This window comes from Thauera terpenica 58Eu, from assembly GCF_000443165.1.
Taxonomy (GTDB): domain Bacteria; phylum Pseudomonadota; class Gammaproteobacteria; order Burkholderiales; family Rhodocyclaceae; genus Thauera; species Thauera terpenica.
Genome location: NZ_ATJV01000035.1, coordinates 25,206 through 50,327 on the forward strand (window position 1 = coordinate 25,206; position 25,122 = coordinate 50,327).

At 65.4% G+C, this 25,122-nt stretch carries 22 protein-coding genes, 4 tRNA genes and 1 riboswitch; of the genes, 13 read left to right on the plus strand and 13 right to left on the minus strand.

The features are described from left to right. Positions 1-13 precede the first annotated feature (13 nt). Positions 14-1,648, minus strand: coding sequence for a methyl-accepting chemotaxis protein (locus tag M622_RS24115; RefSeq protein ID WP_031346299.1), 1,635 nt, complete (start codon positions 1,646-1,648; stop codon positions 14-16). Between the two features lie 219 nt (positions 1,649-1,867). Continuing rightward, positions 1,868-1,968: riboswitch (S-adenosyl-L-homocysteine riboswitch) on the plus strand. A gap of 105 nt (positions 1,969-2,073) precedes the next feature. Between M622_RS24115 and ahcY the strand changes: the two genes are divergently transcribed. The 5 genes from ahcY (at position 2,074) to M622_RS24135 (ending at position 8,061) form a co-directional block, all read left to right on the plus strand. Then, a complete protein-coding gene (gene ahcY / locus M622_RS24120) occupies positions 2,074-3,489 on the plus strand; it encodes an adenosylhomocysteinase (protein ID WP_021248136.1) in 1,416 nt (471 codons plus the stop codon). A 70-nt stretch (positions 3,490-3,559) separates the two neighbouring features. Continuing rightward, positions 3,560-4,216, plus strand: a complete 657-nt coding sequence (locus M622_RS39265) for a GNAT family N-acetyltransferase (RefSeq protein ID WP_157281944.1) — start codon at positions 3,560-3,562, stop codon at positions 4,214-4,216. Then, the gene (locus tag M622_RS39270; RefSeq protein WP_052028675.1) at positions 4,213-5,088 is read left to right on the plus strand and encodes a carbon-nitrogen hydrolase family protein; all 876 of its coding nucleotides are present in this window, start codon (positions 4,213-4,215) and stop codon (positions 5,086-5,088) included. The genes M622_RS39265 and M622_RS39270 overlap by 4 nt, the downstream gene beginning before the upstream one ends. 101 nt (positions 5,089-5,189) lie before the next feature. Beyond that, positions 5,190-6,023, plus strand: a complete 834-nt coding sequence (gene metF / locus M622_RS24130; RefSeq protein WP_021248137.1) for a methylenetetrahydrofolate reductase [NAD(P)H] — start codon at positions 5,190-5,192, stop codon at positions 6,021-6,023. 136 nt (positions 6,024-6,159) lie between these two features. Beyond that, complete coding sequence (locus tag M622_RS24135; protein WP_021248138.1) at positions 6,160-8,061, plus strand: GGDEF domain-containing response regulator; 1,902 nt, start codon at positions 6,160-6,162, stop codon at positions 8,059-8,061. Positions 8,062-8,089: 28 nt separating this feature from the next. Here M622_RS24135 and M622_RS24140 read toward each other — a convergent pair whose 3' ends face one another. Then, the gene (locus tag M622_RS24140; protein WP_021248139.1) at positions 8,090-9,589 is read right to left on the minus strand and encodes a helicase HerA-like C-terminal domain-containing protein; all 1,500 of its coding nucleotides are present in this window, start codon (positions 9,587-9,589) and stop codon (positions 8,090-8,092) included. Between the two features lie 170 nt (positions 9,590-9,759). Here M622_RS24140 and M622_RS24145 point away from each other — a divergent pair, with 170 nt between their 5' ends. The 8 genes from M622_RS24145 (at position 9,760) to M622_RS24180 (ending at position 12,917) form a co-directional block, all read left to right on the plus strand. Then, entirely contained in the window at positions 9,760-10,485 is a 726-nt protein-coding gene (locus M622_RS24145) for a YebC/PmpR family DNA-binding transcriptional regulator (RefSeq protein ID WP_021248140.1), read from the plus strand. A gap of 86 nt (positions 10,486-10,571) precedes the next feature. Then, positions 10,572-11,453, plus strand: coding sequence for a DMT family transporter (locus M622_RS24150; RefSeq protein WP_021248141.1), 882 nt, complete (start codon positions 10,572-10,574; stop codon positions 11,451-11,453). Positions 11,454-11,484: 31 nt separating this feature from the next. Continuing rightward, a complete protein-coding gene (locus tag M622_RS24155) occupies positions 11,485-11,802 on the plus strand; it encodes a heavy metal-binding domain-containing protein (RefSeq protein WP_021248142.1) in 318 nt (105 codons plus the stop codon). Then, positions 11,799-12,350, plus strand: coding sequence for a crossover junction endodeoxyribonuclease RuvC (gene ruvC / locus M622_RS24160; RefSeq protein ID WP_021248143.1), 552 nt, complete (start codon positions 11,799-11,801; stop codon positions 12,348-12,350). Before M622_RS24155 ends, ruvC begins: the two co-directional genes overlap by 4 nt. A 119-nt stretch (positions 12,351-12,469) precedes the next feature. Continuing rightward, positions 12,470-12,545 (plus strand) — tRNA-Lys (locus tag M622_RS24165). Positions 12,546-12,622: 77 nt separating this feature from the next. Next, positions 12,623-12,697, plus strand: a tRNA-Thr gene (locus M622_RS24170). A gap of 31 nt (positions 12,698-12,728) precedes the next feature. Then, positions 12,729-12,804, plus strand: a tRNA-Gly gene (locus M622_RS24175). 36 nt (positions 12,805-12,840) lie between these two features. After that, positions 12,841-12,917 (plus strand) — tRNA-Asp (locus M622_RS24180). A 125-nt stretch (positions 12,918-13,042) separates the two neighbouring features. Here M622_RS24180 and M622_RS24185 read toward each other — a convergent pair. The 11 genes from M622_RS24185 to M622_RS24235 all read right to left on the minus strand — a co-directional run bounded on the left by M622_RS24185 (position 13,043) and on the right by M622_RS24235 (position 25,122). After that, the gene (locus M622_RS24185) at positions 13,043-15,751 is read right to left on the minus strand and encodes a bifunctional acetate--CoA ligase family protein/GNAT family N-acetyltransferase (RefSeq protein ID WP_021248144.1); all 2,709 of its coding nucleotides are present in this window, start codon (positions 15,749-15,751) and stop codon (positions 13,043-13,045) included. A gap of 167 nt (positions 15,752-15,918) precedes the next feature. After that, the gene (locus M622_RS24190) at positions 15,919-17,025 is read right to left on the minus strand and encodes a 2Fe-2S iron-sulfur cluster-binding protein (protein ID WP_021248145.1); all 1,107 of its coding nucleotides are present in this window, start codon (positions 17,023-17,025) and stop codon (positions 15,919-15,921) included. Between the two features lie 18 nt (positions 17,026-17,043). Further along, positions 17,044-17,538: a 1,2-phenylacetyl-CoA epoxidase subunit PaaD gene (gene paaD, locus M622_RS24195; RefSeq protein ID WP_021248146.1), complete on the minus strand. Its 495-nt coding sequence runs from the start codon at positions 17,536-17,538 to the stop codon at positions 17,044-17,046. 11 nt (positions 17,539-17,549) lie between these two features. Further along, positions 17,550-18,332: a 1,2-phenylacetyl-CoA epoxidase subunit PaaC gene (gene paaC, locus M622_RS24200; RefSeq protein WP_021248147.1), complete on the minus strand. Its 783-nt coding sequence runs from the start codon at positions 18,330-18,332 to the stop codon at positions 17,550-17,552. Beyond that, positions 18,332-18,631, minus strand: coding sequence for a 1,2-phenylacetyl-CoA epoxidase subunit PaaB (gene paaB, locus M622_RS24205; protein ID WP_021248148.1), 300 nt, complete (start codon positions 18,629-18,631; stop codon positions 18,332-18,334). The genes paaC and paaB overlap by 1 nt, the downstream gene beginning before the upstream one ends. Further along, a complete protein-coding gene (paaA, locus tag M622_RS24210; protein ID WP_031346302.1) occupies positions 18,628-19,635 on the minus strand; it encodes a 1,2-phenylacetyl-CoA epoxidase subunit PaaA in 1,008 nt (335 codons plus the stop codon). Before paaA ends, paaB begins: the two co-directional genes overlap by 4 nt. Before the next feature lie 100 nt (positions 19,636-19,735). After that, positions 19,736-20,521, minus strand: a complete 786-nt coding sequence (locus M622_RS24215) for an enoyl-CoA hydratase/isomerase family protein (RefSeq protein WP_021248150.1) — start codon at positions 20,519-20,521, stop codon at positions 19,736-19,738. Positions 20,522-20,540: 19 nt separating this feature from the next. Continuing rightward, a complete protein-coding gene (gene pcaF / locus M622_RS24220) occupies positions 20,541-21,746 on the minus strand; it encodes a 3-oxoadipyl-CoA thiolase (protein ID WP_021248151.1) in 1,206 nt (401 codons plus the stop codon). A gap of 10 nt (positions 21,747-21,756) precedes the next feature. After that, positions 21,757-23,082: a phenylacetate--CoA ligase PaaK gene (gene paaK / locus M622_RS24225; protein ID WP_021248152.1), complete on the minus strand. Its 1,326-nt coding sequence runs from the start codon at positions 23,080-23,082 to the stop codon at positions 21,757-21,759. A 41-nt stretch (positions 23,083-23,123) separates the two neighbouring features. Beyond that, positions 23,124-23,591, minus strand: coding sequence for a hydroxyphenylacetyl-CoA thioesterase PaaI (gene paaI / locus M622_RS24230; RefSeq protein ID WP_021248153.1), 468 nt, complete (start codon positions 23,589-23,591; stop codon positions 23,124-23,126). After that, positions 23,584-25,122, minus strand: a complete 1,539-nt coding sequence (locus tag M622_RS24235) for a 3-hydroxyacyl-CoA dehydrogenase (RefSeq protein WP_370696028.1) — start codon at positions 25,120-25,122, stop codon at positions 23,584-23,586. The genes paaI and M622_RS24235 overlap by 8 nt, the downstream gene beginning before the upstream one ends.

Sequence of the window (25,122 nt, forward strand, 5' to 3'; positions counted from 1 at the left end):
TGCGCGCACGCGCTCAGTCGGTAACGCGAAAGCGACTCACCGCTCTGGACAGCGCGCCCGCGAGCGCGGTGAGCTCCTCGGCGCGGTTGAGCGAATCACGCGTGGCCTCGTGCCCGCGCTCGCTGGTGTGCGCGATCTGCTCCACGGTCTGGGCAATATCGGTGCTGGCCTGGCGCTGCTCGTGCAGGGCCACTGCAATCTCGCCCACCACCTGACGCACGCGGCCCGCGCCTTCTTCGAGCGCGGTCACTGCCACGCGCGCGCGCTCGGCGCCCTGCGCGCCCCGATCAGCGAGCGCACGCCCGTCCTCCATGCTGCCCACCGCCTGGCGCGCGCTGACCTGCACGCGCTCGATGGTGGCGTTGATCTGCTGCGTCGAGTGCGCCGTGCGTTCGGCCAGCTTGCGCACCTCATCGGCGACCACCGCAAAGCCACGCCCCTGTTCGCCCGCGCGTGCGGCTTCGATCGCCGCGTTGAGCGCGAGCAGATTGGTCTGCTCGGCGATGCCCTGGATGACCTTGGCGATGTCCGAGATGCTCTCCGCACTGGTGCCGAGTTCGCCAACGACGATTGCCGACGCCGACATGCGCTCCGCCACCTGGGCGATGATGTCGACCGCCTCCTTGATCACCTGCGCACCATGACGCACCTTGCCCTCGGAGTCGGCGCTGAGGCGGTCCGCGTCCTCGGCATGCTCGGCGACGACCGAGATGCTGGCGCTCATCTGCTCGATGGAGGCCGCGATCGCCTGCGCTGCATCGCTTTGGGTAAGCGCCAGGCTGGCGAGCTGCTCCTCGTTGCGACGCAGCACGTCAGCCGCTCCCACGAGCTGCGAAGCATCATTGCGAATCTCGCGCACGATGCCGTCCAGCCCCGTCTGCATGGCCTGCATTTCGCCCAACAGACTGTGGCGTGCGCCCTCGCCCACGATGATGGGTTCGCGCAGGTCACCGCCGGTGATGCGCCGCGCCACCTCGGCCGCATGCCCCGGCTCGCCCCCGAGCTGGCGCAGCACGGCACGCACCACGAGCACCGAAGCCACGATGCACACCAGCAGGGCCACGACCCCCAGCGCCAGCACGATCAGTTGTCCGCGTTCGAGTGCGCTCGCCGACTGCGCACGCATCGTCACCGCGAGCTGTTCAAGATGCCCGAGCTGTTTGAGCAGCTCGCCCCGCATCTCGCGCCAGGCCGGTGTCTCCTGGCCGACGAGCAGCTCTTTCGCGGCCTCCGCATCGCCGATCTTCACGCGCTGGATGACTTGCGTCTGCAGCGGCGCCCAGCGCAGCGCGATCTCGCGCAGGCGCGCCGCGGCCTGCACGCTGCCATCGAGATAGGCGGGCTTGTCGACGAGCCGGGCCAGGGTTTCATCAAAATCCTTGCGCGCCTGATCGAAGTTGTCATAGGCCTTGGAGTTGGCCGGGTCGAGCAGGATGTTGCGCAGCGCCTGCCCCATCTGCAGCCCTTGCGCATAGGCACGCGTCACGTCGCGCTCGGCCGCCAGCTCGTTGTCGACAAAGCCTGACAGGCGTGCGCCACCGATCTGCATCTGCCATAGCGCACCACCGAGCGCGAGCACGAACACGGTACAACTCAAGGCCGCAAGCAAACCCAGTTGCGCACGCACCGTCATCGTTCTGGAAGTCATCACTCAATCCCTGCCTGACAATATTGAAAACATTCCCCGCGTGCTCTAGCCGCACCGCGCCATGGCTTGCCTTGCTTAACGGCACGGCGGCCGCAAGCTGAAGAGCGAGCACGCCTGCAAGCCACGGTCGTGCATCAACGCGCGCCCCCAGCGCGACCGGCAGCCCCTCAGGCCTCAAGCAAGATGCACTGCACCCCGGCCCTGTTGCGTTACAATTGCACCTCCGAGGAGCGCTGCGAGGCGCCGGGCTGTCCAGCCCAGGCCCCCAGGCTCGGACCCCGCCGCCACGGTGGGTTGCAGTTCAACGGCGCTCACCCTGCTGATCATCTTCAACCCTGCCGGGTTCGGGATGCCGGGTGAGCTCCTCGCAGCGTGCATGCTGCCCGCCCCCTGTGTTTCCGCCCGGCCATAGCATGGAGCTTTTCATGAACGCTGTGGCTGACAACACTTTCACCGATTTCGTGGTTGCCGATCTGGCGCTGGCCGCCTGGGGGCGCAAGGAAATCCGCATCGCCGAAACCGAAATGCCCGGCCTGATGGCGATCCGCGAGGAATACGCCGCCAGCCAGCCGCTCAAGGGCGCGCGCATCACCGGTTCGTTGCACATGACCATCCAGACCGCGGTGCTGATCGAGACCCTGATCGCGCTCGGCGCCGAAGTACGCTGGGCCTCGTGCAACATCTTCTCCACTCAGGACCACGCCGCCGCAGCCATCGCTGACAGTGGCATCCCGGTGTTCGCGATCAAGGGCGAATCGCTGACCGAATACTGGGACTACACCCACCGCATCTTCGACTGGCCAGACGGTGGCTACAGCAACATGATCCTCGACGACGGCGGCGACGCCACGCTCTTGCTGCACCTGGGCGCGCGCGCCGAGCACGATCTCTCGGTGCTGGCCAAACCGACCTCGGAAGAAGAAACCGTGCTCTTCGCCGCGATCAAGGCCAGGCTCGTCACCGACCCGAGCTGGTATTCAGTTCGCCTGGCGCAGATCAAGGGTGTGACCGAAGAGACCACCACCGGCGTGCATCGCCTGTACCAGATGCATGCGCGCGGTGAACTCAAGTTCCCCGCGATCAACGTCAATGACTCGGTGACCAAGTCCAAGTTCGACAACCTCTACGGCTGTCGCGAATCGCTGGTAGACGGCATCAAGCGTGCCACCGACGTCATGATCGCCGGCAAGATCGCGGTGGTGGCCGGCTACGGCGACGTCGGCAAGGGTTCGGCGCAGGCCTTGCGCGCGCTCTCGGCACAGGTGTGGGTGACCGAGATCGATCCGATCTGTGCGCTGCAGGCGGCGATGGAAGGCTACCGCGTGGTGACCATGGACTATGCCGCCGACAAGGCCGACATCTTCGTCACCGCCACCGGCAACTACCATGTGATCGGGCACGAGCACATGGTGAAGATGAAGAACCAGGCCATCGTGTGCAACATCGGCCACTTCGACAACGAGATCGACGTCGCCGCAGTGGAAGGCTACGAGTGGGAAGAGATCAAGCCCCAGGTCGACCACATCATCTTCCCTGACGGCAAGCGCATCATCCTGCTCGCCAAGGGCCGGCTGGTGAATCTGGGCTGCGCCACCGGCCACCCCAGCTACGTGATGTCGAGCTCCTTCGCCAACCAGACCATCGCCCAGATCGAGCTGTTCACGCGTACGGCGGACTATCCTGTCGGCGTCTACACCCTGCCCAAGCACCTCGACGAGAAGGTGGCGCGTCTGCAGCTGCGCACGCTCAGCGTCCAGCTCACCGAGCTCACCGACGCTCAGGCGGCCTACATCGGCGTGCCCAAGGAAGGTCCGTACAAGACCGACCAGTACCGCTATTGATGCCACGCAGGCTTCCGGGCAGCTCACGCACGGCTGCCCGGAAGTGGTGCACAACAAGAGGAAGATCAGCATGGCGAAACCCAGGATCCGCCGCACCCAGAAGCAGGACATCCCGGCCCTGATCGCGCTCCAGAGGCGCGTCTATCCGAGCATTCCGCCCTGGAGCGAGCACAAGCTCAGCGAACAGCTCGAGGTTTTTCCGCAAGGCCAGATCGTCGCTGAAACCGAAAACGGCATCGTCGGCTGCGCCAGTTCGCTGATCGTGCTGTGGGACGACTGGGCGGACTCCCACACCTGGCGTGAAATCACCAGCTCGGGCACCTTCAGCGAGCACAACCCCGAGGGGCGCACGCTCTATGGCGCGGAGGTTTTCGTCGACCCGGCGCTGCGCGGCCTGGGCGTGGGCCACCTGCTCTATGAAGGCCGGCGCAAGCTGTGCCGGGCGATGAACCTCAAGCGCATCATCGCCTGCGGTCGCCTGCCCGGCTACGAAGCCTATGCCGACGCGATGGGTCCGGAGTTCTACGCGCAGAAGGTGGTGTGGGGCGACTTCGTCGACCCGGTGCTCAGCTTCCAGCTGCGCGAGGGCTTCTCCTACTGTGGCGTGATTCCTGATTACCTGCCCGAAGACGTCGAGTCCCATGGCAACGCCTCGCTCATCGTCTGGCTCAACCCGGATTACGACCCGAGCCGTCCCACCACAATCATCGAGGACATCGAACCATGATCGTACGCATCGCCGCCGTTCAATATCTGCTGCGCCCCATCCACGACTGGTCGGGTTTCGAGAACCACGTTCGCTTCATCATGAAGGCCGCCGGCGACTACAAGCCGCAGTTCGTGCTGCTGCCGGAGATCTTCACCACCCAGCTGCTGTCCTTCATGGACACCAGCGACGTGGTCGCCTCGGTGCGCAATCTCAACGACTACACCCGGCGCTACAAGGACTTGATGCTGGAGCTGGCGCACGAGTGGAACGTGCACCTGATCGGCGGCAGCCACCCCACCCTGCATGAAGACGGCCGCCTGCTCAACACCGCCTATTACTTCACCCCCGGCGGCGAGATCTTCGAGCAGGACAAGATTCACCGCACGCGCTGGGAGCGCGAGAAGTGGAACACCGACGCCGGCGACCAGCTGCGCCTGTTCGAGACTCCGTTTGGCAAGATCGCCATCCTGATCTGCTACGACATCGAGTTTCCCGAACTCGCGCGCATGGTGTGCGAAGCGGGCGCCGACATCCTCTTCGTGCCCTCGTGCACCGACGATCGCCAGGGTTTCCTGCGCGTGCGCTATTGCTGCCATGCACGCGCGATCGAGAACCAGGTCTTCGTGGCGATGACGAGCACGGTAGGCAACCTGCCGGTGGAAGGTCTGGGCATGCACTACGGCCAGGCCGCCATCATCACGCCATCGGACTTCCCGTTCGCACGTGACGGCATTGCTGCTGAAGGCACGCCCAACGTCGAGCAGATCGTGGTCGCCGACGTCGACCTCAAGGACCTCGAGAGCAACCGCCTGAGCGGCACCACCATTCCGCTCTACGACAAGCGCAAGGACGTCTACGAACACCCGGTCGAAGTCATCAAGCTCGCCTGAGCCCGCAGCGCCGCCAAGCGCACAGCCTTCCTTCATGGCGTGGCCTAGGCCGCAGCCCCCGCATACCGGTGCCGCAAGGCCCTCCTCTCCCCCGACATCCCATGAGCACCGAAATATCGATCGAGTTCTTCCCGCCCACCACCGCCGAAGGCGCGGCCAAGCTGGATCTCACCCGCGCCAGGCTGGCCGCGCTCAAGCCAGCCTTCTTCTCGGTGACCTACGGTGCTGGCGGCTCGACGCGCGAGCGCACCTTCAGCACCGTGAAGGACATCGCCGCCGCCGGCCATGAAGCCGCGCCCCACCTGTCCTGCGTCGGCTCCACCCGCGACAGCATCCGCGAGATCCTGCACGAATACACCGAGGCCGGCATCCGCCGCATCGTCGCGCTGCGCGGTGACCTGCCCTCAGGCGTGGTCGATCCGGGCGAGTTCCGCTACGCCAACGAGTTGGTGGAGTTCATCCGCGCCGAAACCGGCGACCGCTTCCACCTCGAGGTGGCGGCCTACCCCGAATGGCATCCACAGGCAAAAAGTCCGAAGGACGACCTGCTCGCCTTCAAGCGCAAGGCCGACGCCGGCGCCAACTCGGCGATCACACAGTATTTCTACAACCTCGACGCCTACCTGCACTTCGTCGATGCCGCACACAAGATGGGCGTCAACATTCCGATCGTGCCCGGCATCATGCCCATCGGCAGCTTCAGCAAGCTGGCGCGCTTCTCGGATGCCTGCGGCGCCGAGATCCCGCGCTGGATGCGCAAGACCCTGGAGAGCTATGGCGACGACGCCGATTCGATCCGCGCCTTCGGCCTCGATGTCGTCACCCGCCTGTGCGAGAAGCTGCTCGCCGAAGGCGCGCCGGGTCTGCATTTCTACAGCATGAACATGGCGGGGCCGACGACCGAGATCTGTCGGCGGCTGGGGCTGACGGCCTGAACTGGCCAGCTGCGCTGCGCCATCACCCAGCGCACGTGAGCTTCGCCCTTCAAGCGCTGAGGATATTCACAATTCCCCTGACTGGGTAGGCGGATCAAGTATGCTATGGGTTTAGCTTCAACCTCCAGTGCCTGCCATGAAGAAGCTTGAACTCATCCCCCTGAGCGGCGAACTGCCCAGCCCGAAAGGGGTGGCACTGGCCATTCTGGAGCTGTGCCGACGCGACGACACCACGCTGGCCGAAATCGCCCGCGTCGTCCAGACCGACCCGGCCCTGTCCAGTCGGCTGATCCGCCAGGCCAATTCCGCCGCTCAGGGCGCAGTGCGGCCGATCGCCTCGGTGGTCGATGCGATCGGCCGCCTGGGAATAGGCACGGTGCGCAACCTGGCGATGGGTTTCTCGCTCGTCGATCAATACCAGAACGGTCCCTGCGCAGCCTTCGATTACCAGGCGTTCTGGTCGCACGCACTGCTGATGGCGCTGGCGGCGCAGTCGTTCGGCGCGATGACGAAGCTGGGTTCGAGCGAGGAGTTGTTCGCCTGCGGTTTGCTGGCGCAGGTCGGTCGACTGTCACTCGCCACCGTGTATCCCGCGGCCTACAGCAAGCTGCTGCAAGACCCCGATGCCGCGCACAGGCTGAGCGCACTCGAACAGGAACACCTGCAGACCGACCACAACGAACTGTCCGCCGCGCTGCTCACCGAGTGGGGTATCCCGAGCACGCTGGTCGGGCCCATCTACCACCACGAACACCCCGAAGCGTCCGGATTCTCGCCTGGCTCGCGCCCGCAGCAGCTGACGCAGCTGTTCCACCTTGCGCACCGCGTGGCTGACCTGAGCCTGACCACTGATGGTGAGCGCAGCCACCTCATCTCGGAGCTGATGTTGCTGGGTGGCAAGATCGGCCTCAATGCCGATGAGCTCGGCGTCACCATCGACGAGCTGGTGCGGCACTGGCGCGAGTGGGGCGAACTGCTGCGCATCCCGGCTTCGTCGCTACCTCCGTTTGCGCAGATGTCCTCACCGCAGGAGCTGCGCCCCGACGAGCGCAGCAGCGCGGGCGCGCTGCGCATACTCGTGGTCGACGACGATCCAATCACGCTCACCATCCTGGAAACCGTGCTGCGCAACGCCCTCGGCCATATGGTGTTCAGCGCCAGCAGCGGCGAAGAGGCCCTCGCGCTGGCGGTGGAGTGCCAGCCCCAGATCGTCATCACCGACTGGCTCATGCCCGACCTGAGCGGGCTCGAACTCACCTGTGCCCTGCGCGCCACCGAGTGGGGGCAGAGAATCTACCTGATCATGCTCACCAGCCTGGACACCGAGGAAGAGGTCTCCGAAGCGTTTGAAGCCGGCATCGACGACTTCCTGACCAAGCCGGTCAACGCGCGCATATTGCGCGCCCGCCTGCGCGCCGCCCGGCATTACGTGCAGCTGCTCGACGCCTGGGAACGCGACCGCGCCCAGCTCAAGCAATTCACCGCTGAACTCGCGATCAGCAACCGTCGCCTGGAGCATGTGGCGATGACCGATCTGCTCACCAGCCTGCCCAACCGGCGCGCCGGCATGGGCGCACTCGAAAGGGCCTGGGCCGCCTCCAGCCGCTTCGAGCAGGCGCTCTCGGTGCTGGTGCTCGACATCGACCACTTCAAGCGCGTCAACGACACCTACGGCCACGCGGTGGGCGACAAGGTGCTGATCGAGGTCGCGCAACAGATCCAGCGCGTCGCCCGCAAGGATGACAGCGTGTGCCGACTGGGCGGCGAAGAATTCCTCATGATCTGCCCGAACACGGACATCAAGGCTGCCCTGCTCGCGGCCGAGCGCCTGCGGCGCACGATCGAAGCGCTGCAGATCAATGTGCAGGGCACGGTGATACGCAGCACGGTCAGCATCGGCGTGGCCAGCCGCGAGCCGCGGATGACGGACAGCGACACGCTCGTCAATGCCGCCGACCGTGCGCTCTACCGCGCCAAGGAAGCGGGCCGCAACCGCAGCTGCATCATTGTGCAGGGGCGGCTGCGCTGCCTGCCCTGAAACCTCGGCACGGGCGGCACAAACCGGCTCAGCGTCGCCCACCCAGCAGTGAGCCCAGAATGCCGCGCACGATCTGGCGCCCTATGCTGCTGCCTATGGTGCGCGTCATGGTCTTGGCGGCGATCTGCAGCAGCCCGTCACGCTGACCACCGCGTGGCCCGGTGGAGCCGAACAGCATGTCGTTGAGCCCGCCTCCCGCTTGCGCTTGGGCCGCCTTGCTCGCCTGCGCGTCGGCGCGAGCCGCTGCGCCCGCAGCCTGGGCGCGCAACAGCTCGTAGGCCGACTCGCGGTCGACGAGCTTTTCGTAGTGGCCATAGACCACCGAGTTGGTGATCGCCGCCTGACGCTCGCCCACCGTGAGCGGGCCGAGACGGGAGTTCGGTGCGATCACGAAGCAGCGCTCGGTCACCTGCGGCCGCCCCTTGTCGTCGAGGAAGGAGATCAGCGCCTCGCCCACACCGAGCTCGGTGATCGCCGCGACCGCATCGAAGGCCGGGTTCGGGCGCATGGTGTCGGCCGCGGTCTTGACCGCCTTCTGGTCGCGCGGCGTGAACGCGCGCAAGGCGTGCTGCACGCGGTTGCCGAGCTGGCCAAGCACGGTGTCGGGCACATCGAGCGGGTTCTGGGTGACGAAATACACTCCCACGCCCTTGGAGCGGATCAGGCGCACGACCTGCTCGATCTTCTCCACCAACGCCTTGGGCGCATCGTTGAACAGGAGATGGGCTTCGTCGAAGAAGAACACCATCTTCGGCTTGTCGAGGTCGCCCACCTCCGGCAACTGCTCGAACAGCTCCGACAGCATCCACAGCAGGAAGATGGCGTAGAGCTTGGGCGCGTGGAACAGCTTGTCGGCCGCCAGCACGTTGATCACGCCACGGCCGTCGGCATCGGTCTGCATGAGATCGTTGATGTCGAGCATCGGCTCGCCGAAGAACACATCGCCACCCTGCTCTTCCAGCGCCAGCAGATTGCGCTGGATGGCGCCGATCGACGCGGTCGAGATATTGCCGTAGGTGGTGGTGAAGGTCTTCGCGTTCTCGCCCACGTACTGCACCATCGCGCGCAAGTCCTTGAGGTCGAGCAGCAGCATGCCGTTGTCGTCGGCGACGCGGAACACCAGGCTCAGCACCCCGCTCTGGGTGTCGTTGAGATTGAGCATGCGCGCAATCAGCAGCGGCCCCATGTCGGAGATGGTGGCGCGCACCGGGTGGCCTTGCTCGCCGAACACGTCCCAGAACACCGTGGTGTTGGCACGCGGCGTGTATGCGGTGATGCCGAGCGCGGCCAGACGCTGCATGAGCTTGTCCGAGGGCGCACCGGCGACGCCGACACCGGACAGGTCGCCCTTGATGTCGGCCATGAACACCGGCACCCCGATCCCGGCGAAGGATTCGGCCAGCTTTTGCAGCGTCACCGTCTTGCCGGTGCCGGTGGCACCGGTGATCAAGCCGTGACGATTGGCCAGACGCGGCAAGAGTTCGATCGGCTTGTCGGCGGCCTTGGCAATCAGCAGCGCGTCGGTCATCACATCACCCCGGGTTTGGATTGTTTGATCGCCCCGCAGTTTATCAGGCTGCTCTGCCACCGACGCCGCACACGCGCCGCACGATCGAGCGCGGGGGGAGACTGCACGGCGCCTGCCGCGGGCGGTATACTGGCCGCTTTTCAAGCGCTTGGCGCAGTATCGAGGGGCATATGGCGGGTCATTCCAAGTGGGCCAATATTCAGCACCGCAAGGGGCGTCAGGATGAGCGGCGCGGCGCCGCCTTCTCCAAACTGGCGAAGGAAATCACCGTGGCGGCCAAGATGGGCGGCGGCGATGTGGGTTTCAACCCGCGCCTGCGGCTGGCGGTGGACAAGGCCAAGGGCGTGAACATGCCCAAGGACAAGATCGACAACGCGATCAAGAAGGGCACCGGTGAGCTCGAGGGCGTGAGCTACGAGGAGATCCGCTACGAAGGCTACGGCATCGGCGGCTCCGCGCTGATCGTCGACTGCCTCACCGACAACAAGACGCGCACGGTCGCCGATGTGCGCCATGCCTTCTCCAAGCACGGCGGCAACATGGGCACCGACGGCTGCGTGGCCTTCCAGTTCAAGCACTGCGGCCAGCTGCTGTTTGCTCCTGGCACCGATGAGGACACGCTCATGGAAGCCGCGCTCGAGGCCGGCGCCGAGGACGTGCTCAGCCATGACGACGGCTCCATCGAGGTCGTCACCGGACCGTGGGAATTCACCGCGGTGAAGGAAGCGCTGGAAGCAGCTGGCTTCAGCGCCGAGTTCGGCGAGGTGACGATGAGGCCGGAGAACATCATCGAACTCGCCGGCGATGAGGCCGTACGCATGCAGAAGCTGCTCGATGCCCTCGAGGCGCTGGACGATGTGCAGGACGTCTACAGCTCCGCCGAACTGGGCGATTAAACGCGCCCAGCAAGCGCGCAGCACGCGCGCGCCCACCCTGAAAAGCGGCGCCCGGCGCCGCTTTTTCATTTTCATCACGTGCCGCCATGCAATCCGCCTCGCTGTTTCAGCGCATCACCCCCCTGCTGTTCGTGCTGCTGTGGAGCACCGGCTTCATCGGCGCCAAGTTCGGCCTGCCCTATGCCGAGCCACTGAGCTTTCTCAGTACGCGCTACGTGCTGGTGATCGCGCTCATGACGCTGCTGGCGCTGGCGATGCGCGCACCCTGGCCGGCGCGCGCGCGCGACGCCGTGCATATCGGCATCACCGGGCTGCTGGTGCACGGCCTGTACCTGGGCGGGGTGTTCATGTCGATCCACCGCGGCCTGCCGGCAGGCGTGTCGGCACTGGTGGTGGGCATGCAGCCACTGCTGACCGCAGCCTGTGCCGGACTGCTGCTGGGCGAGCGCGTGTCGGCGCGACAGTGGCTGGGGCTGGCGCTGGGCTTTGCCGGAGTCAGCCTGGTGGTCGGCAGCAAGGCCACGGTCGACGGCGTGGCCTTCGCCGAGCTCACCCACATGCTGACACCGGCGCTCGCCGCGCTGCTGGGCATCACCGCCGGCACCCTGTACCAGAAGCGCTTCTGCCCACGCTTCGATCTGCGCACCGGCTCGGTGGTGCAGTTTGTGCCCACCCTGGCGCTCACCGCCCTCGTCGCCAGCCAGACCGAGAGCCTGCACATCGACTGGAGCGGCGAATTCATCTTCGCCCTGCTGTGGCTGGTACTGGTGCTGTCGCTGGGCGCGATCAGCCTGCTCAACCTGCTGATCCGCAGCGGCAGCGCGGTCAATGTGGCCAGCCTGTTCTACCTCACCCCACCCACCACCGCGCTCATTGCGTGGGCGATGTTCGGCGAGACCCTGAGCGTGATCGCGCTCGTGGGCATGAGCGTGGCAGTGGCCGGCGTGTGGCTCGCGCGCAAGGGCTAGAATCGGAGCTCCATCCACCGGAGCAAACGCCATGCTGATGACCACCACCTCCTCGCTCGACGGCCGTCCCGTGCGCCAGTACCTCGGCGTCGTCAATGGCGAAGCCATCATCGGCGCCAACCTGTTCAAGGACATGTTCGCGTCCATCCGCAACGTCGTCGGCGGCCGTGCGGGTAGCTACGAGCGCACCCTGGCCGACGCCCGCCGCATCGCCATGGGGGAGATGCAGGAAGAAGCGCAAAAACTGGGCGCCAATGCGGTGATCGGTGTCGATGTCGACTACGAAGTGCTGGGCGCCGACAACGGCATGCTGATGGTGTGCGTCAGCGGTACCGCGGTACAACTTTGAGCACCAGCGCCTCACAACGCGTCGCCACCCGCATCCTCGGCCTCGATCCGGGCTTGCGCATCACCGGCTTCGGTGTGGTGGACCAGCTCGGCAGCCAGCTGCGCTACGTCGCCAGCGGTTGCATCAAGACCCGCGACGGCGAGCTGCCCGGCCGCCTCAAGACCCTGCTCGACGGTGTGCGTGAGGTGATCGCCACCTACCAGCCCGACGTGGTCGCGGTGGAAAAGGTGTTCGTCAACGTCAATCCACAATCCACGCTGCTGCTCGGCCAGGCGCGCGGTGCGGTGATCTGCGGCGCGGTGTCGTGCGACCTGGCAGTGGCCGAATACACCGCACTGCAGGTCAAGCAGTCGGTCGTCGGCTACGGCAAGGCAGCCAAGGAGCAGGTGCAGCACATGGTGCAGCGCCTGCTCCTGCTCGACGCCATTCCCAGCACCGACGCCGCCGACGCGCTCGCCTGCGCCATCTGTCACGCCCACGGCGCGCAAGGCCTGGGCGGGCTCGCGGGGGTCGGTACGCGGCGGCGCAGCGGGCGCATTCTGGGCTGAGCGCCACCTCAATCCGCGAGGGTGTGCGAAGTACGCTGGGAAGTATTGCGCTGCACGAAATCCGCGGTTATCATTCGCGCCTCTTTGCTGAACGCGAGTTCAGCTTGCCGCAAGGCACCGGGGGTATAGCTCAGTTGGTAGAGCAGTTGACTCTTAATCAATTGGTCCTAGGTTCGAGTCCTAGTGCCCCCACCAGACAAGGAGAACATCGCTTCACAAGAGCCGATGTTCTCGGTTCCGGAAAGTGGCTTGACCGGAACAAGCAGGGCAGCGCCCATGTAGCTCAGTGGCAGAGCACTCCCTTGGTAAGGGAGAGGCCGGCAGTTCAATCCTGCCCATGGGCACCATGCGGCTCGGCCCCAGGCGCACAGTTTCAATGCGGGAATAGCTCAGTTGGTAGAGCGCAACCTTGCCAAGGTTGAGGTCGCGAGTTCGAGCCTCGTTTCCCGCTCCAGTTTCAGCGCTGCACGCCAGCGCAGGATGCAGTTCCGGAGTGGTAGTTCAGTTGGTTAGAATACCGGCCTGTCACGCCGGGGGTCGCGGGTTCGAGTCCCGTCCACTCCGCCAAGTAAAAAGCAAAATGCCAGCCCTCGGGTTGGCATTTTGCTTTTACAACTCCCTATTCATGTCCTGGCGGTAATGGGTGGATTCACCGCGCATTCATGAGTGTGCCGCAGACTCAACGTACCAACTCAGCGCATCGAGGCCGCACACTGCGCCGACTGAGCGTGCAAGTCCTTGATGACGTGGCGCAAGCTGCCCTCCTCGGGGTGGGGCTGCACCGCAAAGCCCAGCCCCTGCATCAGGCGCAACATCTTGGCATTGTTGCCCAGGACGTCGCCCACGATGCTGCGAAAACCCTTCGCGCGCGCGCACTCGATGAGTGCCCCCATCAGGCGCCGACCCAGCCCGAAGCGCTGCCAGTCGTCTGCAACCACCAGCGCAAACTCCACCGACTCTCCATCGGCCGCCAGCGAATAGCGTGCGCTGCCGATCATGGTGTCGACGCCCTCCTCGCGCGTGAGGGCGATCAGGGCCATCTCGCGGTCGTAGTCGATCTGGGTGAAGCGGTTGATCAGCCCCGGGGGCAGGGTCTCGATCTCCTCCATGAAGCGGTAATAGCGTGCCTCGGGGCTGAGCCGGTCAAAGAGATCCTGCACCAGCGCCGCGTCTTCAGGACGCACAGGGCGCATGCGTACGGTGCGGCCATCGGACATCTTCCAGTTCTGGCTGAGATGAGCCGGATAGGGGTGGATCGCCATGTGCGAATAGGGATCGCTGCCCGCGGGCAAACCCTGATCAATGACGACGCGGGCATCGGCGACGATCGCGCCCTGCTCGTCTGCAATCAGCGGGTCGATGATCAGCTCGCTGACCCAGGGCAACTCGCACAACAGATCGGACACGGCGACCAGCACGCGCTCGAGCGCAGCGCGGTCCACCGCGGGCTGCGCGCCGACACCCCCGAGCACGTGCGCCAACTGTGGCGTCTCGATCAGATCGCGAGCGAGGACAGCGTTGAGCGGTGGCAGCCCATAGGCGCGGTCGCGGATGTGGGCCATTGCCGCACCCCCGGGACCGAGGCTGATGACGGGGCCGAACACAGGGTCACGGAACGCGCTCAGGCGCAGCTCGCGCCCGTGCGGGCAGTGCAGATAGGGTTCAATCGACACCCCGGTGATGCGCGCCTCCGGGAGTCGGACACGCACGCTGCCAACGATGTCCTGGAATGCGCTCCACACCGATTCGGTTGTTGTCAGGTTAAGTCGCACCCCGCCGGCTTCGGCCTTGTGCGCCAGATCGGGCGAGTCGATCTTCATGACGACCGGAAAGCCCACTTGCTCGGCAACGAACAACGCCTCAGTGACGTCGTGCGCCACCATGGTCTGCGTCACCGGCACGCCGAAACTGCGCAGCAAAGCCTTGGCCTCCATGGTCGACAGCAGCGTGCGGCGCTGGTTGAGCAGCGCCTCGACCAGCATGCGTGCACCCGACGCACCGCTGCCGTCTGCATGCGCGGTTTGCCCGGCCGTCTGCAAGCGCAGGGTTTGATGGCGATAGAACTGGGAGATGTTGTGAAACAGTTCGACCGCCGTTTCCGGCGCATGGAATACCGGGATACCTGCCTGCTCGAGCACGGCACGCCCCTGCGCAACCTGGCCGCCCCCCATCCAGCAGCAGCAGATGCTCAGGCTCACGCTGCGCGACACCTCGACCACCGCGCGCGCGATCTCGACCGGATCCGTCATCGCATGCGGCGACAGAATCACCAGCACATTGTGGATCTCAGGGTCATCGGCAAAGGCGACGATCGCATCACGGTAGCGCTGGGCCGGCGCATCGCCACCGAGATCGAGCGGGTTACCGCCCCCTCCCTCGCCGATCTTGAGCTTCGCCAGTGCAGCCCGCGTGGGCGCAGACACGCCGACCAGGGGGGTGCTCAGGTCGCCCGCACGATCGGCGGCGATGGCACCCGGGCCGGCGCCGTTGGTGATGATGGCGAGCGCCTCCAGGCGCGGCCGAAAGCCCGATGCGAACGCACGCGCGGCGAAGAACAACTGGCCGATATTCTGCACGCGTACAACACCGGCCCGGCGCATCGCCGCGTCGAACACGGCGTCCGCCAGGGAGGCCTCACCCACGCTGGCCTCGCCGCGCACGCCGTGCTGCTCGTGACGGCCGGTCTTGAACAGGATGATGGGTTTGATGCGCGCCGCGGACCGCAAGGCGCTCATGAAGCGGCGCGCGTTGCGCACATGATCGACATGCAGCAGGATGTATCGGGTGCGCTCGTCATGGGCGAGGTAATCGAGCGTCTCGCCGAAATCCACATCGATCGCAGTGCTCAGCGAGATCACCGACGAGAAGCCGATCTGGTGCGTTGCCGCCCAGTCCAGCACCACCGAACACATTGCCCCCGACTGTGTCACCAGCGCCAGCTCGCCGCTCGCCACCGCGATGCGGCTCAGCGCCGCGTACAGTCCGGCCTGCGGGCGCAGGATGCCAAGGCTGCCTGGCCCGAGCAGGCGCACGCGGGCAGCGCGCGCGGTATCGAGCACGCGCTGCTCAAGCGCTCTGTCGCCGCGTTCAAGCGCGGTCACCAGCACGGCATTGCTCACCCCGGCGCGACCGCACTGTTCGACCACCGCGTGCAAGGTGCGCGCCGGCGTGGCGATGATGGCGAGATCGACGCGAGCGCCGATCTCTTCCACCGTGCGATGGCATTTCCTGCCCATCACGGTCTCGTGCTTCGGATTGACCGCATGCAGCGCACCGCGAAATCCGCCATCGACCAGGTTGCTGAAAATGACGCAGCCCACCGATTGAGCCACCTCGGAGGCGCCGATCACGGCCACCGAAGTCGGCTCGAACATCGAACTGAGGTAATGAGTGTTGCGCATGGCCGCCTTCGACGATCGTGGGTGAACTCCAGCAGTCTAGGCAGGGAGCAAGCGCTGTTCGTTGATCTGTATCAGCACCCTGCCCGCCTTCGCAAACAAGCAAAAAAACGGCCACTGAAGTGGCCGCAGATGACACTGGCAGGGATTACCCCCCTTGCAAACGTGCTTCAGCGCTCGTCGAAACTCACCCTGAGCTGCTTGCTGGTCGCGCGCGCCTGACAGCTCAACACAAAGCCCTGCTCGATTTCGTCGGCTTCGAGGGTAAAGTTCTTGTCCATCACCACCTCACCGTCGAGCACCTTGGCACGACAGGTGCAGCACACCCCCGCCTTGCACGAGAACGGCAGATCAAGGCCGGCATTGAGCGCGGCGTCGAGGATGTGCTCATCGGGGCCGATCGCAAGCTCGTGCTCCTTGCCGTCCAGAAGCAAGGTCATGGTGATGTCCTTGGCGGCGTTGGCCGACGCCTCGGCCGCACTCGCGACCCCGACACACATGGCGCCGGTGACGCCGGTGGGCAGATTGGCGGTGAAGCGCTCGCTATAGATGCGATCAGCCGGAACACCGGCCTGCACCAGCGCAGCCTCGGTAGCCGTGATCATCTCGTCCGGGCCACAGACGAAGACTTCGTCCATGCTGCCTACCGGCAGCAGGGCGCTGATGAGCTGGCGTACCTTGTCGCCATCGATACGACCTTCGAGCAGGTCCACTTCCTGCGCCTGACGCGACAAGATGTGAATCATGGTCAGACGGTCGCGAAAACGATCCTTCAGATCCTGCAGCGCTTCGTTGAACATCACGGTAGACCAGCGACGATTACCGTAGATCAAGGTGAATTTCGACTCAGGCTGCTCCTCCAGCGTGCTCGCCACGATCGACAGCAAGGGCGTGATGCCCGAGCCGGCAGCAAAACCCACGCGATGAATGGCGCGCTTCTTCTTGACCACGAAGCGCCCGTCCGGCGGCATGACCTGAAGTGCGTCGCCAACCTTGATCGCCTGTGCCGCCCAATTCGAGAACACGCCGCCTTCGACCGGACGGATGCCGATCTCGAGCTCGCCGTCGCGCGCAAGCCGGCTGCGGGGACTGCTGATGGAGTAGGTGCGGCGCACGTCCTGGCCATCGATGGTGGCGCGCAGGGTGAGGAACTGACCCGGCTCAAATGTGAAACGCGCTCGATCGGACTCGGGGATGGCGAAGGTGATGGCTACCGCCCCGGCCGCCTCCGGGCTCACGCGCTTGACGGAGAGTGCTTGAAAACGAGGTGCTGACATGTCGTTTGGCTCCGGCCCTCAATAGGGCTTGAAGTAGTCGAAGGGTTCCTGGCAGTCGAGGCAACGGTAAAGCGCCTTGCACGCGGTGGAACCGAACTGGGATGTGACGACCGTATGCGTCGAGCCACACTGCGGGCAGGCCACGGGCTCGGGCTTGCGCTTTACGAACTGCACCACGCTGACGCCCTTGGGCAGGGTGTGCGGCGGCGCGATGCCGTACTGGCGCAGCTTTTCCTTGGCCTCGTCGGTCATCCAGTCGGTGGTCCAGGCCGGCGCGAGCTGGGTCAGCACCCGCGCTGCGATGCCGGCCTGTTCCAGGCTTGCACGTACGTCGTCTTCGATCTGACCCATCGCTGGACAACCGCTGTAGGTCGGCGTGATGACAACCTCGATCTCATCGGCGCCCTCGCGCACATCGCGCAGGATGCCCAACTCGCGCAGGGTCACCACCGGGATCTCGGGGTCGGTCAGGTGCTCCAGAATGGCCCAGACCTTATCGACTGTGCTGCTCATGACGATTCGCCTTACCAGCTAGCGTTGGGGTGTGCGCGGGCCAGCCCTTGCATCTCCCCGAGCAGGAAGCTCAAGTGCTCGGAGTGCAAGCCGACCTTGCCCTCGGTGATGTAGCCCTGGAAATCGGGACGCGTCAGCGTCGCCTCGGCCAGGGTCTCGTTCACCAGAGCGTCCCAGTCCGCGCGCAAGGCAGGCACATCCACACCCACTCCCGCTGCCACCGCGGCGCGCTCGGCCTCACTGCTGGTCCAGAACTCCTCGGTGTAGGGCAGCAGATGGTTCACCGCCGCCTGCGCACGCGCATGCGACTCTTCAGTGCCGTCCCCCAGGCGGATCAGCCAGTCACGTGCATGGTGCAAGTGGTAGCTGGTCTCCTTCAGCGACTTCGCTGCGATCGCCGCCAGGGTCTCGTCGGACGAGCTCTGCAGCTTGTCCCACACCATGACCATCAGCGCCGAGTACAAGAAATTGCGCACGATGGTGGTCGCGTAGTCGCGGTCGGCAGCCGCATAGCCGACCAAGGGCCCACGGTGAGGCAGCTCCAGCAAGGTGTAGTTGCGAAACTCGTGCGGCTCACGAAAATACGCGAGCTTGTCCTCGCTGGCATCGCCCCCGATCACGGCGGCGGCATGCTGGTACAGCAGGCGTGCCTGGCCGATGTGGTCGAGGCTGACATTGGCCAGCGCCAGGTCCTCTTCCAGAACCGGACCATGCCCACACCACTCGGCATTGCGCTGACCCAGCACGACCGCGTTGTCGGCCAGATGGAGCAGGTAATCGTTCAGCGTGCTCATTACATGTGCCCCACTTCTTCAGGAATTTCGTAGAAGGTCGGGTGACGATAGATCTTGTCGGCGGCCGGATCGAAGAACTCGCCCTTCTCGTCCGGGTTGCTCGCGGTGATGGCCGACGAGGGCAGCACCCAGATGCTGACGCCTTCCTGGCGCCGGGTGTAGACGTCACGCGCCATGTGCAGCGCCTGGCCCGCGTCGGCGGCGTGCAGGCTGCCACAGTGCTTGTGCTCCAGGCCTTGCTTGCTGCGAACGAAGACTTCCCAGAGGGGCCAATCCTTCAGTGCGGGTTTGGTGGTCATGCTGCCTCCTTGATGGCGCGTTCTTGCTGCTTGTGGGCATAGGCCAGGGCTGCGTCGCGCACCCACTGACCATCGTTGTGTGCCTTGACGCGAGTGGCCAGGCGCTCCTTGTTGCACGGGCCGTTGCCCGCTACGGTGTTCCAGAACTCGTCCCAGTCGATCTGGCCATAGTCGTAATGACCGCGTGCCTCGTTCCACTTCAGGTCGGGGTCGGGCAGGGTCACGCCCAGCACCTTCGCTTGCGGCACGGTGGCGTCGATGAACTTCTGGCGCAGGTCATCGTTGCTGATGCGCTTGATCCCCCAGCGCATGCCCTGCGCACTGTGCGGGCTGTCGGCATCAGGCGGGCCGAACATGGCCAGGCACTTCCACCAGTAACGATTGACCGCGTCCTGCACCATCGCCTTTTGCTCTTCCGTGCCCTTCATCATCACCAACAGTGCTTCGTAGCCCTGACGCTGATGGAAGGACTCCTCCTTGCACACACGGATCATGGCGCGCGCATAGGGGCCGTAGGAACAGCGGCACAGCGGCACCTGGTTCATGATCGCCGCGCCATCGACCAGCCAGCCGATCACACCGACATCGGCCCAGTTCAGGGTCGGGTAATTGAAGATGGAGCTGTACTTGGCCTTGCCCGAATGCAGCCCCTCGAGCATTTCGTCGCGCCCCGTGCCCAGCGTCTCGGCTGCGGAATACAGGTAAAGACCGTGGCCGCCTTCATCCTGCACCTTGGCGATCAGGATCGCCTTGCGCTTCAGACTGGGCGCACGGGAGATCCAGTTACCTTCGGGCAGCATGCCGACAATCTCGCTGTGCGCGTGCTGGCTGATCTGTCGCACCAGGGTCTTGCGATAGGCCGCTGGCATCCAGTCCTGCGGCTCGATACGACCATCCGCCGCGATGCGCGCCTCGAAGGCGGCCTCTTGCTCACTCATGGCATCCGGCACGGCCGTCGGCTTCTTCGCGGCCCCGTCCGGAATATCCATTGATTGCGTATACATATGCTCTCTCCTCCAAATACCCACCCGGCGGATACCGGGGCGGGGACACAAGTTTCGACTCAGCAAGCAAACCGCCGTTCGCGTTTCGCGCTGCCGAGCTTCAGGTCTGCCAGGCAGCTGGGCGCTTGTGCAGAAAGGCGGTGATGCCTTCTCTGGCCTCGGCGCCTGCGCGCTGGCGCGCGATGCGCAGCGCGGTTTCCTCTCCCACCGCGGCGTCGATCTGCCGCCCGCTGATGGCCGCGATCAACTCCTTTGCCGCTTGCTGGGCGAGGGGGCCTCCTGTCAGCAGGGACTGCACCAGCTTCGCCACACCGGCATCGAGCTCATCGAGCGTCACCAGCTCACTCACCAGGCCAATGGCCTTGGCCTCGGCGGCAGAAAACTTCTCCGCGGTCTGGAAATAGCGCAAGGCGTGGCGCGGGCCAATGGCGCGCAGCACGTAGGGGCTGATCACCGCGGGGATGATCCCGAACTTCACCTCCGAGGTGGAGAACTGTGCGTTGTCCGCCGCCACCACCATGTCGCACGCCGCCGCCAGACCGGTGCCGCCGCCCAGCGCAGCGCCCTGCACACGGGCGATCGTGGGCTTGGGCAAGCCCGACAGCGCCTGCAACATGGCAGCGAACTTGCGCGCATCGGCCAGGTTCTCGGCCTCAGTGCAAGCCGAGGCACGTTGCATCCAGTTGAGGTCGGCGCCGGCCGAGAAGTGGCGACCCCGGCCCGCAAGCACCACCACCCGCACGCCCGCATCGTCTTCGAGCGCGCCGCAGGCGGCGGCCAGATCGTCGATCAGCTGCTCGTTGAAGGCGTTGAACACCTCCGGTCGATTCATCCACACCGTGGCGACCGCGCCCTGGCGTTCGATGTCGAGGGTTTCGTAGCTCATGTCGATGTCTGCCTTTGTCTTACACGCGCTCGATGATCATGGCGATGCCCTGGCCCACCCCGATGCACATCGTGCACAGTGCGTAGCGACCATTGCGCCGCTGCAGCTCGTAGAGCGCAGTGGTGACCAGACGCGCGCCGCTCATGCCCAGCGGGTGGCCCATGGCGATGGCACCACCGTTCGGGTTCACGCGCGCCTCATCGTCGGCGAGACCCAGGTCGCGCAACACCGCCAGGCCCTGCGCGGCAAAAGCTTCGTTGAGCTCGATGACGTCCATCTGCTCCAGCCTCAGCCCAGCCTTGGCCAGCACCTTGCGCACTGCGGGAGCCGGGCCGAAGCCCATGATGCGCGGCGCCACTCCGGCGGTGGCCATCGCCAGCACACGGGCACGCGGGGTCAGACCATGGATGGCGGCGGCGCTTTGCGAAGCCAGCAACAGCGCACACGCGCCGTCATTGACACCGGAGGCGTTGCCCGCGGTGACGCTCAGCTCAGGGCCATTGACGCCCTTGAGCTTTGCCAGCATCTCCAGCGTGGTTTCGGGGCGCGGGTGCTCGTCAGTGTCGAACACCACGGGCTCGCCCTTCTTGCGCGGGATCTCCACCGGCACCAGCTCATCGGCAAAGCGACCGGCGGCGTGCGCGGCTGCCCAGCGCTGCTGCGAGCGCAACGCGAAGGCGTCCTGGTCGGCGCGCGAGACATTGAACTCGGCAGCGACGTTGTCCGCGGTCTGCGGCATCGAGTGCGTCTCGTAGAGCTTCTTGAGCTGCGGGTTGATGAAGCGCCAGCCGATGGTGGTGTCGTAGATCGCAGCGCTGCGCGAGAACGCACTCTCGGCCTTGCCCATGACGAAGGGCGCACGCGACATGCTCTCCACTCCGCCGGCGATCATGAGCTCGGTTTCACCGGACTTGATCGAGCGCGCGGCAAGCCCGATGGCGTCCATGCCCGAACCGCACAGGCGGTTCAGCGTGGTGCCGGGCACCTCGATCGGCAGCCCGGCGAGCAGGCCGGACATGCGCGCCACGTTGCGGTTGTCCTCGCCGGCCTGATTGGCACAGCCGTAGATGATGTCTTCCACCGCCGCCCAATCGACCTGTGGATTGCGCGTCATCAAGGCCTTGAGCGGCACCGCGCCGAGATCGTCGGCACGCACCGTCGCCAGGGCACCGCCGTAGCGGCCAATGGGAGTACGGATGGCGTCACAAATGAAAGCTTCGGTCATCGTCAGCTCCTTAAAGTTGTTTCGGGCGCTGGTCGATGACGCGGCGAGCCTTGCCGGTCAGGGTGCGCGGAATGCCTTCGAACTCCATCACATTCACCTTGGTGGAGATGCCGATGATGGTCTTGATGTGCTGCTGCAACTCGCGCGCGATGGTCTCGGTCTCGCTGCGGCTGAGCTTGCCCGACAGCTCGCGCTGCACCTCGCAGCGCACCTCGACGTTGTCCATGTGTCCGTCACGCGTGAGCACGATCTGGTAATTGCCCGACAGGCGCTTGTCACGCAGGATCTGCTCCTCGAACTGGGTCGGGAACACATTCACACCGCGCACGATCAGCATGTCGTCCGAACGCCCGGTGATCTTGCCGATGCGGCGGAAGGCGCGTGCGGTGGGCGGCAGCAGGCGGGTGAGATCGCGCGTGCGGTAGCGGATGACGGGAAAGGCCTCCTTGGTCAGCGAGGTGAACACCAGCTCGCCGTCCTCTCCGTCGGGCAGCACTTCGCCCGTTTCCGGATCAACGATCTCGGGGTAGAAGTGGTCTTCCCAGATCACCGGGCCGTCCTTGGTCTCGATGCATTCGCAGGCCACGCCCGGCCCCATCACTTCGGTCAGACCGTAGATGTCGATGGCGTCGATGCCGAGCTTGTGCTCGATCTCGCTGCGCATGCCCTCACCCCAGGGTTCGGCGCCGAAGATGCCGACCTTGAGCGAGATCTCGGAGGGCTTGATGTTCAGGCGCTCGAACTCCTCGGCGATCACCAGCGAGTAGGACGGCGTGACCATGATCGCGTCGGGGCGGAAGTCCATGATCTGCTGGACCTGCTTCTCGGTCTGTCCACCCGACATCGGCACCGCGGTGCAGCCGGCGCGCTCGATACCATAATGGGCGCCAAGACCGCCGGTGAACATGCCGTAACCGTAGGCGTTATGCACCATGTCACCCGCGCGCACGCCCGCGGCACGCAGCGAACGTGCGACGACGTCAGCCCAGTTGTCGAGGTCGCGCCTGGTGTAGCCCACGACCACCGACTTGCCGGTGGTGCCGCTCGAGGCGTGCAGGCGTGCCACCTTTTCGCGCGGCACGGCGAACAGGCCGAAGGGGTAGTTGTCGCGCAGATCCGTCTTCGTCATGAAGGGGAACCTGGCGAGATCGGCGAGCGACTTCAACTCATCGGGATGAACACCTTTCTCTTCGCAGCGCTTGCGGTAGGCCTCGACGTTGTCGTAGGTGTGGCGAACCGACCACTGCAGACGCTCCAGCTGAAGCGCCGAAATCTCGTCGCGACTGGCGGTTTCGATCGGGTCCAGATCACCGGCTTGGGGGCTTTTCACGGGCATGGCTTTGTCCTCTCTCCTCTCTGTTTTTTTCGACTTGCCGATCAGCGCTGGCCGGCAGCCAGGCCGGCGATGACTTCACCGGCAATGCGGTAGCTCTTGCCGCGGAACAGGGCAAGGTCCCTGCCTGCGCCATCACGCACGACGACGTCATAAACGCCAGTGCGTCCGGAGCGCGAGCGCTCGACGGCGATGGCCTGCAAGGTGTCACCTTCCTTGCCCGGCGCAACATAGTCGATGCTGCAGCCGGAGCCGACCGTATTGAGGTTGTAGGCGTTGCAGGCGTAGGCGAAGGCGGTGTCGGCGAGCGCGAAAATCAGCCCGCCATGGCAGATGTGATGGCCATTCACCATGTCGCTGCGCACCGGCATGCTCAAGCTCGCGCGCCCGGGGGCGACGCTGTCGATGCGCATGCCCAGCGCCTGGGCAGCGCGGTCTCGCGACCACATGGCCTCGGCCACCGCTTCGGCCAGCTCTTGGGCTGCCGCTGCGTCGACGGGCGTATCAGTCATGAATGTTCTTCCCCGCAAGGACGCGCTGCTGAATCAGCGGTGACACGCGATAGCGGTCTTCACCGTAAAAGCGCGCCAGATTGGACAGCACGCTGCAGATCACCGGCAGACCGACGCGGTCTGCCCAGGCCAGCGGGCCGCGCGGGTAATTGACCCCGAGGCACATCGCCGAATCAGCCGCTGCAGCGTCACACACACCTTGATTAACCGCGTCCGCGGCCTCGTTGGCGAGCATCGCCACGGTGCGCATCAGCGCCAGACCAGGCGTATCGCACAGACGACAGACGGCAAATCCCGCCGCCTGCAACATGCCGATTGCCGCGCCCACGGCCGGCGCCCAGCAGTTGATCGCAGCGCCGACGGCAATGCGGGTGGCGCTGCCGTAGTCCAGTGCGAGGTCGATCAGCACCACATTTTCGATGCCGGCTTCGGCCGCGCGCTGGGTGGCGCTGCGACCATCGGTGACGAACACCACCGCGCCGCCCACCTCGGCGATGCGGCCGTCAGTCGCTTCGCCCCACGAATGGACGATCTTGCGCTCGAACAAGCGGTCAGCAATGGCATGCGCAGCGGCCGAGTCACCATGCAGCACGATCTCGGCAGGCACACACTGCGCCACCGCAAGCTGGGGTTCGGGGCGCACCGCGCCTTCACGATAATCGTAGAAACCGCGCCCGGCCTTGCGCCCGAGGAAGCCGGCTTCAACCAGCTCCTGCTGCATGAGCGAGGGCGTAAAGCGCGGGTCGTTGTAGAACGCCTGCCATACGGAGCGGGTGACGGCGAAGTTCACGTCGTGACCGATCATGTCCATGAGCTCGAACGGCCCCATGCGAAAGCCGCCCGCGTCGCGCATCACCGCGTCGATGGTGGCGCAATCGCCGCCGCCTTCGTGAACAATGCGCAGCGCCTCGGCGTAATACGGACGGGCGACACGATTGACGATGAAGCCTGGGGTCGAGCGTGCATGCACGGGTGTCTTGCCCCACGCAGCGGCCGTGGCGTAGAGCGTATCGGCCACGGCCTTGGCGGTGGCCAGTCCCGACACGATCTCGACCAGCTTCATGACCGGCGCCGGGTTGAAGAAGTGCAGTCCTGCCAGGCGCTCGGGGTGCGTGAGCGCAGCACCGATCGAAGTCACCGAAATCGACGAGGTGTTGGTGCCGAAGATGCAGTCGCTGCCGACGATGCCTTCGAGCTCGCGGAACAGCTTCTGCTTGGCCTCCAGGCTCTCGACGATGGCCTCGACCACCAGCGCGGCATCGGCCAGGTCGCTCAATTGCTCGGCCACGCGCAGACGCTCGCCCGCAGCCTGGGCGGCTTCGGCGCTCATCCTGCCCTTTTCGGCGAGCTTGCCGAACTGGGCACGCAGGCCCTCGATGGCCTTGGCAGCGGCGCCGGCGCGGTTGTCGAAGAGCTTGACCACGTGGCCGGCCGCGGCCGCAACCTGAGCGATGCCGCCACCCATGGCGCCGCTGCCGACCACGGCGATGAGCGCAGACGGCGCCAGCGCGGGGGCTTGAATCGTCGTCAT